Origin of the sequence: Stenotrophomonas lacuserhaii (genome assembly GCF_014836545.1) — a bacterium.
Classification (GTDB): Bacteria; Pseudomonadota; Gammaproteobacteria; order Xanthomonadales; family Xanthomonadaceae; genus Stenotrophomonas; species Stenotrophomonas lacuserhaii.
Genome location: NZ_JACSQS010000011.1, coordinates 1 through 15,065 on the forward strand (window position 1 = coordinate 1; position 15,065 = coordinate 15,065).

15 protein-coding genes are annotated in these 15,065 nt (G+C 67.6%); 4 read left to right on the forward strand and 11 right to left on the reverse strand.

Going from position 1 to position 15,065, the window contains the following annotated elements:
- Positions 1-138 precede the first annotated feature (138 nt).
- The 4 genes from murU to H9654_RS11310 form a co-directional block, all read right to left on the reverse strand.
- Positions 139-852 carry an N-acetylmuramate alpha-1-phosphate uridylyltransferase MurU gene (gene murU / locus H9654_RS11295; RefSeq protein ID WP_191770918.1) on the reverse strand — a complete coding sequence of 238 codons (714 nt, stop codon included), beginning with the start codon at positions 850-852 and terminating at the stop codon, positions 139-141.
- Positions 849-1,871 (reverse strand): aminoglycoside phosphotransferase family protein, encoded by a 1,023-nt coding sequence (locus H9654_RS11300; RefSeq protein WP_191770919.1) that lies wholly within the window; start codon positions 1,869-1,871, stop codon positions 849-851. The genes murU and H9654_RS11300 overlap by 4 nt, the downstream gene beginning before the upstream one ends.
- A 51-nt stretch (positions 1,872-1,922) precedes the next feature.
- Positions 1,923-2,195 (reverse strand): GlsB/YeaQ/YmgE family stress response membrane protein, encoded by a 273-nt coding sequence (locus H9654_RS11305; protein ID WP_101100810.1) that lies wholly within the window; start codon positions 2,193-2,195, stop codon positions 1,923-1,925.
- 69 nt (positions 2,196-2,264) lie between these two features.
- A complete protein-coding gene (locus H9654_RS11310; RefSeq protein WP_101100809.1) occupies positions 2,265-3,758 on the reverse strand; it encodes a M20 family metallopeptidase in 1,494 nt (497 codons plus the stop codon).
- A 262-nt stretch (positions 3,759-4,020) separates the two neighbouring features.
- On the opposite strand from H9654_RS11310, the gene H9654_RS11315 reads away from it, so the two are divergent.
- From H9654_RS11315 to H9654_RS11330, 4 genes are all read left to right on the forward strand, one after another.
- Positions 4,021-4,347, forward strand: a complete 327-nt coding sequence (locus tag H9654_RS11315) for a ComEA family DNA-binding protein (RefSeq protein ID WP_101100947.1) — start codon at positions 4,021-4,023, stop codon at positions 4,345-4,347.
- Positions 4,348-4,673: 326 nt separating this feature from the next.
- On the forward strand, positions 4,674-5,747 hold the full coding sequence (locus H9654_RS11320; RefSeq protein ID WP_191770920.1) for a L,D-transpeptidase: 1,074 nt from the start codon (positions 4,674-4,676) through the stop codon (positions 5,745-5,747).
- A gap of 30 nt (positions 5,748-5,777) precedes the next feature.
- Positions 5,778-6,494 carry a murein L,D-transpeptidase catalytic domain family protein gene (locus H9654_RS11325; protein WP_101100808.1) on the forward strand — a complete coding sequence of 239 codons (717 nt, stop codon included), beginning with the start codon at positions 5,778-5,780 and terminating at the stop codon, positions 6,492-6,494.
- 47 nt (positions 6,495-6,541) lie between these two features.
- The gene (locus tag H9654_RS11330) at positions 6,542-7,156 is read left to right on the forward strand and encodes a HutD/Ves family protein (RefSeq protein ID WP_191770921.1); all 615 of its coding nucleotides are present in this window, start codon (positions 6,542-6,544) and stop codon (positions 7,154-7,156) included.
- Between the two features lie 8 nt (positions 7,157-7,164).
- On the opposite strand, the gene H9654_RS11335 is transcribed toward H9654_RS11330, so the two are convergent.
- The 7 genes from H9654_RS11335 to H9654_RS11365 all read right to left on the reverse strand — a co-directional run bounded on the left by H9654_RS11335 (position 7,165) and on the right by H9654_RS11365 (position 14,971).
- A complete protein-coding gene (locus tag H9654_RS11335; RefSeq protein WP_191770922.1) occupies positions 7,165-8,778 on the reverse strand; it encodes a sulfite reductase subunit alpha in 1,614 nt (537 codons plus the stop codon).
- Positions 8,775-9,734, reverse strand: coding sequence for an FAD:protein FMN transferase (locus tag H9654_RS11340; RefSeq protein WP_191770923.1), 960 nt, complete (start codon positions 9,732-9,734; stop codon positions 8,775-8,777). The genes H9654_RS11335 and H9654_RS11340 overlap by 4 nt, the downstream gene beginning before the upstream one ends.
- Positions 9,735-9,789: 55 nt before the next feature.
- Positions 9,790-10,593 carry a DUF4198 domain-containing protein gene (locus H9654_RS11345; RefSeq protein WP_191770924.1) on the reverse strand — a complete coding sequence of 268 codons (804 nt, stop codon included), beginning with the start codon at positions 10,591-10,593 and terminating at the stop codon, positions 9,790-9,792.
- Positions 10,594-10,642: 49 nt separating this feature from the next.
- Positions 10,643-11,161, reverse strand: a complete 519-nt coding sequence (locus H9654_RS11350) for a DUF2271 domain-containing protein (protein ID WP_101100804.1) — start codon at positions 11,159-11,161, stop codon at positions 10,643-10,645.
- Between the two features lie 31 nt (positions 11,162-11,192).
- Entirely contained in the window at positions 11,193-11,831 is a 639-nt protein-coding gene (locus H9654_RS11355) for a PepSY-associated TM helix domain-containing protein (RefSeq protein ID WP_191770925.1), read from the reverse strand.
- A gap of 162 nt (positions 11,832-11,993) precedes the next feature.
- Positions 11,994-14,375 (reverse strand): TonB-dependent receptor domain-containing protein, encoded by a 2,382-nt coding sequence (locus H9654_RS11360; protein ID WP_191770926.1) that lies wholly within the window; start codon positions 14,373-14,375, stop codon positions 11,994-11,996.
- Between the two features lie 149 nt (positions 14,376-14,524).
- Positions 14,525-14,971 (reverse strand): hypothetical protein, encoded by a 447-nt coding sequence (locus H9654_RS11365; RefSeq protein WP_318241136.1) that lies wholly within the window; start codon positions 14,969-14,971, stop codon positions 14,525-14,527.
- Between the last annotated feature and the right edge of the window lie 94 nt (positions 14,972-15,065).

Genomic DNA, 15,065 nt, shown 5'->3' on the forward strand with positions numbered 1-15,065 from the left:
GGGCTGGGCGGGGGCGTTGAGCGCCATGGATGGCGCGAAACGAGGCCCGCAGGAGCGGCTTTTGCCGTCCCCCGACCAGCCCCACCGCCCGGCGCCAGCCCAGCTGCGGCTCTAAAACCAGCCACCCGCGAGGGGGTCTCACCCGTTCGACCAACCCAGCTCCAGGTCCAGCAAACGCAGCCGATCCACCGTCCCCACATCGGTCCAGCGTCCGCGATGATGCTGCCCCGTGACCGATCCCCGCGCCATGAAGTGCTTCTGCAGCGGCACCACGCTGAACCGCGGCGGCGTGCGTTCGCTTCCCGCTGCGGTGCCGATCACCTGCCGCCAGTCGGCGACGATCGAGGGCCGGTACACGCCGATGCCGGCATAGGTCAGGCAGGCTCCCGCGCGGTCGTGGTGCAGCAGGCCTGCGGCATCCAGGCGGTAATCGCCTTGCGGGTGCTGGGCCGGGTTGTCCACCATCACCAGGTGCGCCTCGCCCGCCGGTTCGCGTGGCAGGGCAGCGAAATCGAAGTCGGTCCAGATATCGCCGTTGACCACCAGGAACGGGGCATCACCGAGCACGGGCAGGGCATTGAGGATACCGCCGCCGGTTTCCAGCGGGGTGTCGCCTTCGTTGACGAAATGCAGCTGCACGCCCCACTGGCGGCCATCGCCCAGGGTCGGCGCGAAGGCTTCGGCGAGCCAGGAAATATTGACCACCACATCGCGGACGCCAAGCGCGGCCAGCCGCTCAAGGTGCCAGACGATCAACGGTTTGCCGGCCACCGGCAGCAATGGTTTGGGGGTGTGCAGGGTGAGCGGGCGCATCCGCTCGCCGAGGCCGGCGGCGAAGATCAGCGCCTTCATCGGGCCAGCACCGGTTCGCCCTGGGCGGCCATCGCCGGCTTGATCCGCGCATCAAGCACGTGTCGCAGCCCGGCCAGTTCCGGATAGCGCGGCAGTACTTCATCCAGGTAGGCGATGAAGCGCGGCGCATCGTCCAGGTAATGGCCCTTGCCATCGCGGTAGCGCAGGCGGCTGAAGATGCCCAGGCACTTCAGGTGGCGCTGGATGCCCAGCCAGTCGGCATCGCGCAGGAATACCGCAAGCGCCGGCACCGGCAGGCCGGCCGCCAGCGCGCGCTGGTGGTAGCGCGCCAGCCAGCCATCCACGCGCGCCAACGGCCAGCTGAGGAACGCGTCCTTGAACAGGCTGACCGGGTCGTATGCAATGGGGCCACGCACAAGGTCCTGGAAATCCAGTACCGCCGGCCCATCGGCCACCGGCATCAGGTTGCGCGGCATGAAATCGCGGTGGGTCATCACCTGGGCCTGGCCCAGTGCGTTGTCCATCAGCAACTGCTGCGCGGCCTGCAGGCGCAGGCGGTCCTCGCCTTCCAGGGTGAGGCCCAGATGGCGCTGCAGGAACCAGTCGTCGAACAGCCCCGCATCGCGTTGCAGCAGCGCCTCGCCGAAGCGGCCGAAGTCGTCCGGCACCGGCATCTGCTGCAGGCTGAGCAGCTGGTCCATCGCGCGTTCGAACCAGGCATCGGCGCTGTCGGCGTCGATGACCTTGGCCAGGGTCGGCCCGCCCAGGTCTTCCAGCAGAAGGAGTCCGGTCTCGATGTCTTGGGCCAGCACGGTCGGCACGCGCAGACCGTGCGTCTGCAGCAGGGCGCGCATGCGCAACCACGGCCGCACGTCTTCCACGCCGGGCGGGGAATCCATCACGATGTGGCTGCCACCCCGGCTGGTGGCGCGCCAGTAACTGCGCATGCCCGCATCCACCGACGCGCGATCCAGCATCGCCTGGTCATCGCCCAACTGTGCGCGTGTCCACTGCAGGCGCTGCGCGGCGCGTTCGGGATGGGAAGCGGGATCGTTCATGCAGGCAGCGTCCGGGCGCCGGCAGGCGCCGACATCAGGGAAAGAAAAGAATCAGCGACGGCCGCCGCTGACCAGGCGGAGCAGGGCCAGGACCGCGACCGCGCCCAGTACCGCGCCGAGGAAACCAGCCGGTTCGCCGGCGGCGTACCAGCCCATGTACTGCCCGAACCAGCCGGCCAGCAGTGCGCCGACGATGCCGAGCACGATGGTCAGCAGGCAGCCCATGCGGTTGTTGCCGGGCATGACGAAGCGGCCGAGCAGGCCGACCACGAAGCCGACCAGGATGATGTAGAGCCAGCTGGTGCTGCCGAACAGACCATTCATGGACAGGGAATCCTTTGCAATGAGGGACGCCGCCGGACGGGGCCTGCGGCGTCGCTCACTTTACCCAGTTCAGCAGCAGCCGTGGCCGCCGTGGCGGGTTCCGCTGTCGGCGGCGACCGGCGAACCGCTGGTCTCCCCGCGCAGGCTGGCGGCGTGGTGTTCGCTGATCACCTTGGACACGCAGGCGGTGACCTTCTTGCCCATCGGGATGTGCAGGAACTCATTCGGACCGTGTGCATTGGAATGCGGGCCGAGCACGCCGGTGATCATGAACTGTGCGCCGGGGAACTTCTCGCCGAGCATGCCCATGAACGGAATGGAGCCACCTTCGCCCATGTACATGGCCGGCTTGTCGAAGAACATACGGCTGGCATCGTCGATCGCCTGGGTCAGCCACGGCGACATCGCCGGTGCATTCCAACCGCTGGACGCCTTCTCCAGGTCCAGCGTCACTTCGGCACCGTTCGGCGGGTCGCGCAGCAGGGCTTCCTTCAGCAGTTCGCCGCAGGCCTTGCCATCGGCGGTGGGCGGCAGGCGCAGCGACAGCTTCACCGCGGTATGCGGGCGCAGCACGTTGCCGGCCGATTCCAGCGACGGCATGCCGCCGATGCCTGTCACCGACAGGGCAGGGCGCCAGGTGCGGTTGAGCACCAGTTCGGTCAGGTCTTCGCTCATCGGCACCAGGCCGTCCACCAGCGGGAACTTGTCGAAGATGGCGGTATCGACGACTTCGGCGGCGCGCTTGGCCTGCTCGAGGCGTTCGGCGGGAATCTCCACCTGCATGCCGTCGATCAGGATGCGGCCGGTGTCCTGGTCCTCGATGCGCGACAGCAACTGACGGAGCAGGCGGAAGCTGGACGGCACCACGCCGGACGCGTCACCGGAGTGCACGCCTTCGTTGAGCACTTTGACCGAGAAGTTGCCGCCGGTCAGGCCGCGCAGCGAGGTGGTGCACCACAGCTGGTCGTAGTTGGCGCAGCCCGAATCCAGGCAAACGACCAGCGACGGCTTGCCGATGCGGTCGGCCAGGTGGTCGACATAGGCGGGCAGGTCGTAGCTGCCGGATTCTTCGCAGGCTTCGATCAGGATCACGCAGCGCGCATGCGGCAGGCCCTGGGCCTGCAGCGCCAGCACTGCGGCCAGCGAGCCGAAGATGGCGTAACCGTCATCGGCGCCGCCGCGGCCGTACAGCTTGTCATCGCGCAGCACCGGGATCCACGGGCCCAGGTCATCGTCCCAGCCGGTCATTTCCGGCTGCTTGTCCAGATGGCCATACAGCAGCACGGTGTCGTCGCCGGTCTCGCTGCCACTCGCCGGGATTTCCAGGAAAATCAGCGGGGTGCGGCCCTCGAGGCGGACCACGTCGACCTTCAGGCCGGGGATGTCCTGGGCTTTGGCCCAGGTTTCCATCAGCACAACGGCCTGCTCCATGTAGCCGTTCTGCACCCAGTTGGCGTCGAACATTGGCGACTTGTTGGGGATGCGGATGTAATCGACCAGCTGCGGGACGATTTCCTCGTCCCATTTCTGGTTGACGTAGTGGCCGAGCTTGGCGCTGTCCATCTGGAGCTCCGAATTGGAATGACTGATCTGCCCATTCTACGCGTGCGGGAAATGCCCGACTGTGCGCCATAGGGGCGGCTGACGGAGTCGGCCCGTCTTTTCACAGCAGCGGGGGTAGGAAATTTCCTACACGGCGTCGGGTATTTAGCTGGCTGTTAGAAATGTCACGGACCGATAGTCTGTGTACATGTGGTGACGGACAGTGTCTTTACCGACGGGAATGCCGGTCGGGACAGGTTCGGATCACAAGGAGAACGACGTCGTGCCTTGGTGGATCGTGTTGCGGGCACTGCTTCTGGCGATGGGGATCACGCAGGCCTTTGCGGCCGCGCCGGTCGACATCAACCGGGCAGATGCTTCTGCACTGCAGCAGGGATTGACGATGGTGGGGCCCAGCCGGGCAGCCGCCATCGTCGAGCACAGGCAGCAGCACGGGCCCTTCAAACGCGTCGAGGACTTGACGCAGGTGAAGGGCATAGGGAAAGCCATCGTCGAACGGAATCGACAGCGGATAACGACCGGGGACACGATGTCCCGGGTGGATCCGGTACCCGGACCGGTACCGGTGCGTTCCGTGCCAAGGCGCTGATACAGGGGAATTGTCGCGGTTCGCAGGAAGCGGGCCCGGGCCGGCCACGGGACGTGGTGGCAGCGACCGGCGCAGGGAGGCGTCAACCACACCAGGATGGTGGCATCACAGACCTGTGGAAGGGGCTGGGATAAACAACCAGGGATGATCGCGGCCTCCGTGCACGGAGCACGCTGCCCCCATCGCAGGATGCGCGGGGCGGCGGGAGGCCGACAAGGACGTTGTCAGGGCCCGGTACGACACATGGCTGTGTCGCCGGGCCTTCTTTTGTTTGCGCCCCCGACACGTTAGCGTGGGGCCTTGCTACGGACTGGATGAGCGCGCTGATGCGACTGCTGCAGTGTTCCCTGATGATCGCCACGGCGCTTGCGCTTATCGCTCCTCTGCCGCTGCGGGCGCAGGTGCCCACCCCGGCAGCTGCCGCCAAAGCACCGGCCGAACCGGCCGTGCGCGGACCCACCGACCTCAAGCCTGGTGAATACCTCTGGCACCCGGAGATATCCCCCTCGGGACCCATCGTGCTGGTGGTCAGCCTGGAAGAGCAGCGCGCCTACGTGTACCGCAACGGCATCGCCATCGGCCTGAGCACCATCAGCTCGGGAAAGGCCGGCCATGAGACGCCGACCGGAGTGTTCACCATCCTGCAGAAGGACAAGGACCACCGCTCCAACCTCTACAACAGCGCGCCGATGCCCTACATGCAGCGGCTGACCTGGGATGGCATCGCCCTGCATGGTGGCGCGCTGCCCGGGCACCCGGCCTCGCACGGCTGCGTGCGGCTGCCGCAGGCCTTCGCGCAGAAGCTGTTCAGCGCCACCCAGCGCGGCGATACGGTGGTGGTGGCTGACGCCAAGAGCTCGCCGATGACGCTGGCCTACCCGGCCGTGCTGGCCCCGGTCAGCAGCCGCGGCCAATCCTTGCCGGAAGTCCCGGCCAGTGCGGAAACGGCGGCCTACTGGAACGAACAGGGTGCCCCGGCAGGGCAGGTGGGCGTGCTGGTGAGCCTGCATGACCAGCGGGTCTACGTGCTGCGCGATGGCGTATTGATCGGCGAATCCCCGCTGGTGGCTTCGGCCTTGCCCGCCTTCGACGGCACCACGCTGTTCGTGATGGGCGAAGGTCATACCGACCAGCCCAGCCCGCTGGATGCGCATCAGCGCCTGCACCGCTGGACCGCCTATCCGTTGCTGGGACAGTCCGACGCCCGGGCCACCCCGGACCTGCTGGCCACGCCCTCGCTGCCCATGGCGCTGCCGCCGGATTTCGCCCGCCAGCTGTACGCCGCGCTGGTGCCGGGCACCACCCTGTTGGTGACCTCGCTGCCGGCGGTACGCCCAAGTGCAGCTGAACCGGGCATGCAGCCGGTGTTGGAATCCGAGCCGGCCGGGTCCACCCTGTAAGGTCTTGATGGATCTGTTGAACCCGCCCAGATGAAACCGCCACGCCCCCGTTGGCTGGCTGCCCTCGGCCTGTTGACCGCCTGCAGCCTGCCCGCCAGTGCGCAGCCGCCGCCGGCTGCGGTGTCCGGCCCTGACCTTGGCGCGATCCTGGCCCGGGTTGCGCCCAACGCGGACCGAAAAGTGCTGCAACTGGCAGCCAGTGCGATGCGCTGCGCGCTGCGCCGGCCCGAATTGGGCGTGGTGCCGGAGCGGCTGGGCGTGATCGACTATTCGCGTCCCTCCACCCAGCAGCGCCTGTGGGTATTCGACCTGCGCCGCCAGCGCCTGCTCTTTGAAGAATGGGTGGCGCACGGGCGCAACAGCGGCGCCGACCGCACCGAGCATTTCTCCAATCGCGAGGGCAGCTTCATGTCCAGCATCGGGGCGTTCACCGCGCAGGAAACCTACGTCGGCGGCAACGGGTATTCGTTGCGCCTGGACGGACTGGAGCCGGGGTTCAACGACCATGCGCGGGAGCGGGCGATCGTGATCCACGGCGCGCCCTACGTGAATCCCTCCGCCGCACGGTTGCAGGGCCGGCTGGGCCGCAGCCTCGGCTGTCCTGCCGTGCGGCTGACCGTTGCCAAGCCGCTGATCGATGCACTCAGCGGCGGCACGATGGTGTTTGCGTACTACCCCGACCAGGACTGGCTGAAGCGCTCCCAGCTGCTGGACGCCGACTGCGGCGGCAGCCTGGCCAAGCGCTGACGGCACGACGCGTCGTCAACGCGGGGACGGCACGGCACAATGGGCGCATGAACGCGATCGACATCCTGCAGCACCCCAGCCAGGTCATCCCCAGCGTCGATTACCGTCGCGAACGCTGGCGCAATGGGCTGGGATGGACCCGCGAAATCCTGCGCCTGCCGAGCGACGGCGAAGACTGGGCACTGCGTCTTTCAATCGCCGAAATTGAATCAGACGCAGCATTTTCCAGATTCCCGGGCGTGGATCGCGAACTGGTGCTGCTGCATGGAAACGGGGTGCGCCTTCGCTTCGATGATGGCCGCGTTGACGAGGTGCTGCCGCCGCATGGTCGCGTACGGTTCGCCGGCGAACAGGCACTGCACGGCGAACTGGTGGACGGCACCACCCACGATTTCAACCTGATGTGGCGGCGCGACACGCTGGCTGCGCAGGTGCTGCACCGGCCCATCGTAGGGCCGATGTATTTTTTCACCGAACCGGACGTGGCCTGGGCCATCCACCTGCTGGCCGGACAGGCCCGCTTCGACGCCGACGCCGACGTTGATCTGCCGCCGATGCAGCAGGGTGACACGGCCTGGCTGGCTGCCGGCGAGCGTCGCCGGCATGCACTGCACGGCGGCGGTGAGCTGCTGGCGATCCGGCTGGGTCCGGCGGAGCGGTAGCACGCGCTTCAGTACACGTCGCGGCGGTAGCGTCCGGCCAGTACCAGCGCCTCTTTTCCTTCGGCGCCCAGCACCTGTTCGATCACCGCATCCACCGCCGGCGCCATGCCCTGCAGGCTGCCGCAGACCAGGATCGCGGCGCCTTCGTCGACCCACTGGCGCAGCCGCCCGGCTTCTGCCAACAGGCGATCCTGCACGTAACGATGGGCGCCGCCGTCGCGGCTGAACACCGCATCCAGGCGCTCCAGCATGCCGCGCTGCTGCATCTGCACCAGCTCGTCGCCGAAGTGGAAATCGTGCGCGGCGTTTCGCTCGCCGAACAGCAGCCAGTTGCGGCTGGCTCCGGCCGCTTCGCGTTCGTGCAGGTGCGCGCGCAGCCCGGCGATGCCGGTACCGTTGCCGATCAGGATCAACGGCCGCGTGCTGTCCACGCCGTGGAAATTGGGGTTGCGGCGCAGGCGAAGATCGATCGGGCCGCCGACCGGTGCGACGTCACACAGCCAACCACTGCCGATGCCCGGCGTGCCGTCGGCGCGCAGTTGGCGCCGCAGCAGCAGTTCCACTGCGCCGTCGTGCATGGCCGAGGCGATGGAGTATTCGCGGTGCGGCAGGGGTTGCAGCGTCGCCAGCAGGGTCTGCAGGTCGCCGCCGGCGGTGACCACGGGCAGCTGCGAACGTGACAGCCGCGCCTGCAGGGTCTGCCCATCGGCCAGCAGGGTGTCGCCCTGCAGCTGGTGCCGTTGCAGCCATGCCTGTACCACGCCCGGGGCGTGCTGCGGGCCGACCTCGGCGATGTCGCCGGCCTGCCACTGCACCTCGCTGCCTGCCGCCCCCGGCTGTGGCTGCAGCCGCAGCCAGTGCACCGGGCCACCTGCGCTGCCGGGGTTGAGGTGTTCGCGCCGCAGCAGCGTCCACCTCTGGTAGTCCACCGGAGTCCAGTCCGGCTGGTCGCTGGCATCGCCGCCCAGCTGGCCCAGCAGTTGCTGCCAGTGGCGAAGGCTGGCGGGGTCGGCGTTGTCGACCTCCACCGTATCGAACAGCGCATGCGCGCCATGCCGGCGCAGCCAGTCGTCCAGCTGGTGGCCGAACGCACAGTAGTGCGCGTAGCTGTGGTCGCCCAGCGCCAGCACGCCGTAATGCAGGTGGCCCAGCGACGGCGTTGCGGTCATCAGCCGGCGCAGGAATGGCGCGGCGTGGTCGGGCGGATCGCCTTCGCCGGTCGTACTGGCGATGAACAACGCGCGTTCGCTGTCTGCCAGCAGGGCGGCATCCAGCTGCTCGATGCTGCGCACGCGCACTGCCAGGCCGGCACCGCGCAGGGCATCGGCACTGCGTTCGGCCAACTGCGCGGCAAAGCCGGTCTGGCTGGCCCACACCAGCAGGATCGGCCGCTGCGCCGGATCGGTCCGCTCGCGGCGTGGCCGGGTCTGCCACCACAGCAGGGCACACAACGCGCCGTAACCGCCGACGGCGGCGATCGCGGTCCACAGCGCGGCGCGGCGCGGGGCAAGCTCCCACCCGCTTTCGCCCAGGTGCAGGCGCAGCAGCAGCCAGGCCACGATGACCAAGGCCAGCATCACCAGCAGGTTGCCGAACAGCGCGCGTGACGGGCGCAGGCTCATGGCAGCAGCGCCTGGAAGGCAGGGCTTAGCGTTTCCAGCGGACCCTCGCTGCTGCGTTCCAGGAAACGCGCCGCCAACTGCAGGCGGGTCGCCAGTTCCAGCCCGGCATCGCGGCCGAGCACGGTCAGTGCGGTCGCCCACGCATCGGCGTGCATGGCATCGTCGGCGACCACGGTCACCGCCGCGGCCGCGCGCTGTACCGGCAGGCCGCTGCGCGGATCCACGCTGTGGCTGATCGGTTCGCCGTCCTGCTGGTAGTGGTGCCAGCGGTCGCCGGAGGTGGCGATCGCCTTGCCGTCCAGTGCCAACACGCGCGGCGGGGTGGGTGTACGCACGTCTTCTTCCGGGGCGGATTCCACCAGCACGCGCCATGGCTGGCCATCGGGCTTGCGGCCGTACCCGTGCAGTTCGCCGCCTACTTCCACCAACGCGGCGCTCACGTGCTGGTCCTGCAGCCAGCGCACCACTTCGTCCACGCCGAAGCCCTTGGCAATCGCCGACAGATCCAGTTCCAACCCGCCGGGCTGCAGCAGTGCATCGCCTTGCCACTGCAGCTTCTGCCAGCCGCAACGGGCGCGGGTTGCTGCGAGTACCTGCGGGTCCGGGCGGCCCCGCGCGGCGGCATGCGCTCCGAACCCCCACAGCGCCACCAAGGGGCCGAGCGTGGGATCGAAAGCGCCGTCGCTGGCTGACGCGACGTCCTGCGCAGCGGCCAGCACCTGGCGGGTCTGCAGCGGCAGTGGATGCCAACTGCCTGCGGCGGCGCGGTTGTAGCGGCTCAGGTTTGATGCCGGTTCCCAGGTGCTCATCTGTGCCACGACGCGGTCAAGCCGGGCCTGGATGCCGGCATGCAGCGGATGCAGGTCGCGGCTGCGCGGCACCACCAATGCAACCGACCATGAAGTGCCCATGGTGGTGCCGCCAAGGCGTGCGATATCGAGTAGCGGGTTGGTCATCAGCAAGTGCTTGGGGTGCCGGTGGAGCCGGACCAGGCCCGGCTCCGGGGATCGATCACTGCGGCAGCACTTCCAGCGTCGCCACGTAGCTCAGCCTACGCTTTTCAGCCTGCTTCACCGAGGTCTTGTTGTCCTCGGTGCCGGTTTCCAGCCAGTACATGCCGGCTTCCGGCCAGCTCACCTTGATCTCGCCCTTGGCATCGCTGGTGACCTTGATCTCTTCCTGCGCGTTGCGGTAACGCGTGGCGCCACGCACGATCTCGAACTCCAGGCCGGCGGTCGGCTTGCCATCCACCAGCACGTGGAAGGTCGCTTCTTCGCCGGCGAACAGATCGTTCGGGTGGCCCACCGCGATCAGTTCGATGCCCTTGTTGGTCGGCTTGAGCGCGGTGGCGTTCGGCGCGCCATTGGTGACGAAGGTTTCCACCCGACCTACCGATTCGGATACCTGCACGTTCTTTGCTTCCTTCGGCAGTTCGCCGAAGCTGGCCGCGGTGCCGCGCCAGCGCTTGCGCTCGCCATTCAACTCATAGGTGGCGAACAGGCCGTCGTTGACCGAGGCGATGCGGTAGGTGCCTGCCTGCTTCAGCTCGATGTCGAACACGCTGCGGAACTTGCCGGTGGCACTGTTCTGCGGCTGCACGCTGCTGCCGTCCGGTGCGGTGACCACCACCGATTCCAGGCGCAGCGGCACGTGGTTGAAGTAGAACAGATCGTTGGATACGGCACCGTCCACGGTGATCCACGGGTTGGTACCGGCGATCACCGTCTGCGACGGCAGCAGCCAGGCCTTGTGGGCCAGGGCGGAGAACGGAAGGGCAGCAGCCAGGGCGGCGGCAAGGACGAGCGTGCGCTTCATCGGGGTATGACTCCAGGAGAAAGAAGGTACGGACCCATGCTGGAACAGCTCAGGGTTTGATGGCGAGGGTGACCTTGCCCAGTTCGGTGCTGCCTTGTGCCGAACCGTTCTGCGCGGACTTTGCCGGCCAGCTGAAAGGCACTTTGACCAGTTCACGGCCGCCGACTTCGCGGGCCGCTTCCACCACCAGGGTGTAGTTGCCCGGCGCGAGGTCCTTCAGCGCGGGCTGGCGGTCGTTGAATGACAGCGCGTGGGTGCCGACCGGGCGGGTTGGGCCGGTCACCCCGTCCACCGGCACCTCCAGCGTGCGGCCGCTCTTGCGCCACCACTGGCGCAGGTCCGGCAGCCACTTGGTGCCATGGCCTTCGCTGTTGCCGGTCTGCTGGTACCACACCGACAGGTTGGCGGCGACCTTCTGGTCGGCCCCTTCCAGCCAGATCGCCACGTACGGGCGGTGGTACTCGGCGACGTTGAGCTTGGGGACTTCGACGTTGATGTCCAGCGTGGTCGCATAAGCCGGCGAGGTGGCCAGCAGGCCGCTGAGGGCGATGGTGAGGGTGACGCGCATGGGCGGCTCCAGCAGGAAAGGGCAGGGAAGGTCAGTGGATCAACAACAGGGCGATCAGCAGCGGGATCATCAGGCCCAGGCCGACCAGCGGCCAGGTCATGCGCCGCTGCCGCGCATGCAGGTGCAACAGGAACAGGCCGGTGATGCAGAAGACCAGGCAGGCCACGGCGAACACATCCAGGAACCAGCCCCACGCCGGGCCGGCATTGCGCCCCTTGTGCAGGTCATTGAGGTAGGACACCGCCCCGCGCGAGGTGGATTCGAATTCCACCGCGCCGCTCTCGCGGTCGATGCTCAGCCACGCATCGCCGCCGGGACGCGGCAGCGACAGGTAGATCTCTTCCGGCGACCACTCCGCGGCGCGGCCGCCGATGGAAATGTCCAGTTCTGCATCCAGCCACTGGCGCGCGGGACGCGGCAACGGCGCGTTGCCGTCGTCGCGCGTGCCCAGCTGTGCCAGCACTGCGGCCGGCAGTTCCAGCTGGCGGTTGTCCACCTGCGGGGTCGCTTCGATTTTCGCCGCGTGGTTCAGCGTGATGCCGGTAGCGGCGAACAGCAGCATGCCGACCAGGCAGACGGCCGAGCTGATCCAGTGCCATTGATGCAGCGTGCGCAGCCAGAAACCGCGGCTTTGTTGTTGCTGCACGGTAGAAGAGACAGAACGGCTCACGCAGATGGGCAGGGCTCAGGGAGAGGGGGCATTACAGCATTGATGAGAATTGTTCGCAATTAGGTGGTGACGGCCGCTGGGGTGGGTGAGGACCGTTGGTCCTCACGCCTTGTGACGACCAACGGTCGTCACCCACCGGGTCAGGTGTCGTCACCCAGGCCGTCAGAACGTGAAGTTCAGGCTGACCCAGACGCTGCGGGCCTTGTCCTTGTTGTTGTAGTCATCCTCGAACAGCACTTCGTTGGTGCCATCGGCATAGGCGCCGTTGCCGTCCAGGTCGGTGAAGGTGGCCTGGTAGGTAGTGAAATCGCGGTCCAGCAGGTTGTTGATGCGCGCGTTGACGGTCAGCCATCCGGTCGCCTCGTAGGACGCGCCCAGGTGCAGCACGGTGTAATCCTTGTAGTACAGCGGCTGGCTGGTGATGGCGCTGACACCGCGGTAGCGCTTGGAGCGCATTTCACCGGTCAGGAACACGTTGAAGCGCTCGCTGGCCTGCCAGTCGAAGGTGGCGTTGGCCATGTGCTTGGCACTGTTGCCCAGCGGCAGGCCCTTCTCCGCGCCGCTCTTCTGTTCGCTGTCGGTATAGGTGTAGTTGGCGCGCAGCGCGAAGCGTTCGCTGATCTCCCAACGGCCGGCCACTTCCGCGCCCTGGATCACCACCTCGTCGATGTTCACCGTGCGCGAGCTGCTGGCATAGCCCAGTTCGGCGTATTCGCCGCTGCTGCTGCAGGCCAGCGCGAAACCGGGGCCGCACGGCTGCGAGGCGATCTTGTCGTCGAACTTATTGTGGAACACGGTGGCGTTGGCGCTGTGGCCCTGCGGGTGCTGCCAGTACACCGCCAGTTCGGTGCTGGTGCTGGTTTCCGGCTGCAGGTCCGGGTTGCCGTACATAGGCGACGTGCCCTGGCCACCGAAGCCGGTCACCCCGTCGTACAGCTGGGTGGTCTTTGGGGTCTTGAATCCAGTGCTGACGCCGCCCTTGACCGTCCACGCTTCGTTGAGCGTGTACACACCGTACAGGCGCGGGCTGAGGTGGTTGCCGAACACTTCATGGTCATCGAAACGCAGGCCGTAGGTGAGGGCGAACGGTGCAGTGATGTTCCAGGTGTCCTCGGCGAACAGCGAGTACATGTTGTGGTCCTGGACCTGGCCGGGATTGCCGCTTTCCATGCCGAACACCCCGTCGGTCAGCTCACCGCGGATCACCTGCGCGCCGACCACGGCGATGTGTTCGCCGGCAAGCTGGAACGGGATGTCCAGCTTGGCATCCAGGGTGTACTGCGCGCTTTCCAGCGTGCGCTTGGGACGCGGCAGGAAGGCGGCTTCCGCGGCGGCGCGGCGCTGCGCCTCGGTCTGGCCGACATAAGCCCCGGTGCCGTTGAGCATCTGCAGCAGCTGGCGGCGCTCGTCCACGGTGAACGGCATGGTGCGGCCATCGTTGTTGGTGGCCACGTGGGCCAGCGAGACCAGGCTGCGGCCGAAGCTCCAGTCGCCTTCGTGGGTCAGTGCCCACGCATCGCGGGTGAACTCCTGGCTGGCGCTGTAGCCAACGCGCGGATCGGCGCGCGTGCAGTTGCGGCGGGTGATGCAGGTGGTGGTGTTGCCGCGCCAGATCGAGGCGATGCCATCGACGGTGCCGACCGGGTACTCCTCCACGCCGGCGTCGTTGATCTTGATCGAGTTGTCGTATTCCTGCCGCGAGGTATCGAAGTCCAGGGTGATGCGCTGGGCGTCGGTGGCATTCCATTCCAGGCTGACGCCGCCGGATTTGTTGGTGTTGTCCACGGTCTTGCCGCCGGCACCGAAGCCCAGCGGGCGGGTGTGCTCCACACCGGCCGGATCGGTGGACGGCGAATACACCGGGTTGGACGCCTTGCGGTCATACCAGCTGGCACGTGCGCTGAGGTTCAGCACGCCCGGCAGCAGCGGGCCGGTGATGAAGGCATCGACGGTGCTGTCATCGCCGAACTGGTCGTCGGTTTCGAAGGTGCGGCCGATCGTGGCCGAACCGTGCCAGCTGTCCAGCGCGCGCTTGGTGATCACGTTGATCACACCGCCCATCGCATCGGCGCCGTACAGGGTGGAGGCGGGGCCGCGGATCACTTCGATGCGCTCGATCGCATCCAGCGGCGGAATGTGGTTGAACTGGTTGCCGCCGAAGTTGTTCGGATAGATGTCGCCGTGGTTGTTCTGGCGGCGGCCGTTGATCAGCAACAGGGTGTAATCCGAGCCCATGCCACGCATGGAAACCGAGCCTTGGCCGGTCTTGTCGCGGGTCTCGCCGACGTCCACGCCTTCCAGGTCACGCACGGCATCCAGCAGGGTCATGTACGGGCGCTTGGCCAGTTCTTCGCGGGTGATGACCGAAATGCTGGCTGGCGCATCGGTGATCTTCTGTTCGAAGCCGGAGGCGGTGACCACCACCTGGTCCAGGGTGCGCGGCGCGGCGACTTCGGCGAAGGCCGGGGCAGCCAGGGCGCACAGCAGAGCACTGGACAGGACGGTGCGGGAAGCGGACGAACGCAGACGATGGCGCTGGGCCATGGCAGTAACTCCAAAGGGTGCTGGAAAGCGCCGCGGCCGACGCCGGAGGCGCGGTGCGGTGCGAAGGGCCCGGTCCGGGCCGACAGGTGACGAATGCGACAGAAGCGATCGACGCGCACGCCCCGGTCAGGGCCCACGCGGAAGGTGGATCAGGCCAGCGGCGGCGCTTGGCCGCGTTGCTGGCGGCGTCCGGGCGCATCGGCGCGTGGCGGTTGCGCGCTGGCATGGCGCCAGTCGTGGGAACGGTCAGCCGCGTCAGTGGGCGTGCGCGCCAACAGGGTCCAGCCCAGCGCGGCGATGGCACCGGTCCGGTCTGGCGTGGTCTGCGCCGCAGGGGCTTCGTCGGCCAGTGATGCACGGCGCAGCTTGGCCGGTGCCTGTTCGTACAGCGGCAGGTCGCCACCGCCGCGGTCTTCCACCGGCAGCGGCGCCTGCAGCAGGGCCGACGGCGCATGCGGGTCGGCGCTCGGTGCGAGCAACGGCAGCGAGCCCAGCAGCACCGCCAGCATCGCTACCCACGCCAGCAGGCTGGCCAGCGCGGGACGCTGGCCGCGCATGGCGGCGCCGAGCTGATGGTGGCGGTGCGGATGACGCAAGGTGGGCCCCGGAAAAGTGGCCGCCGGCGGAGCGCGGCGTGCACAGGGCGTGATTGTAGTGAGAGTCGTTCGCCGTTGCAAATGAGAACGGTTT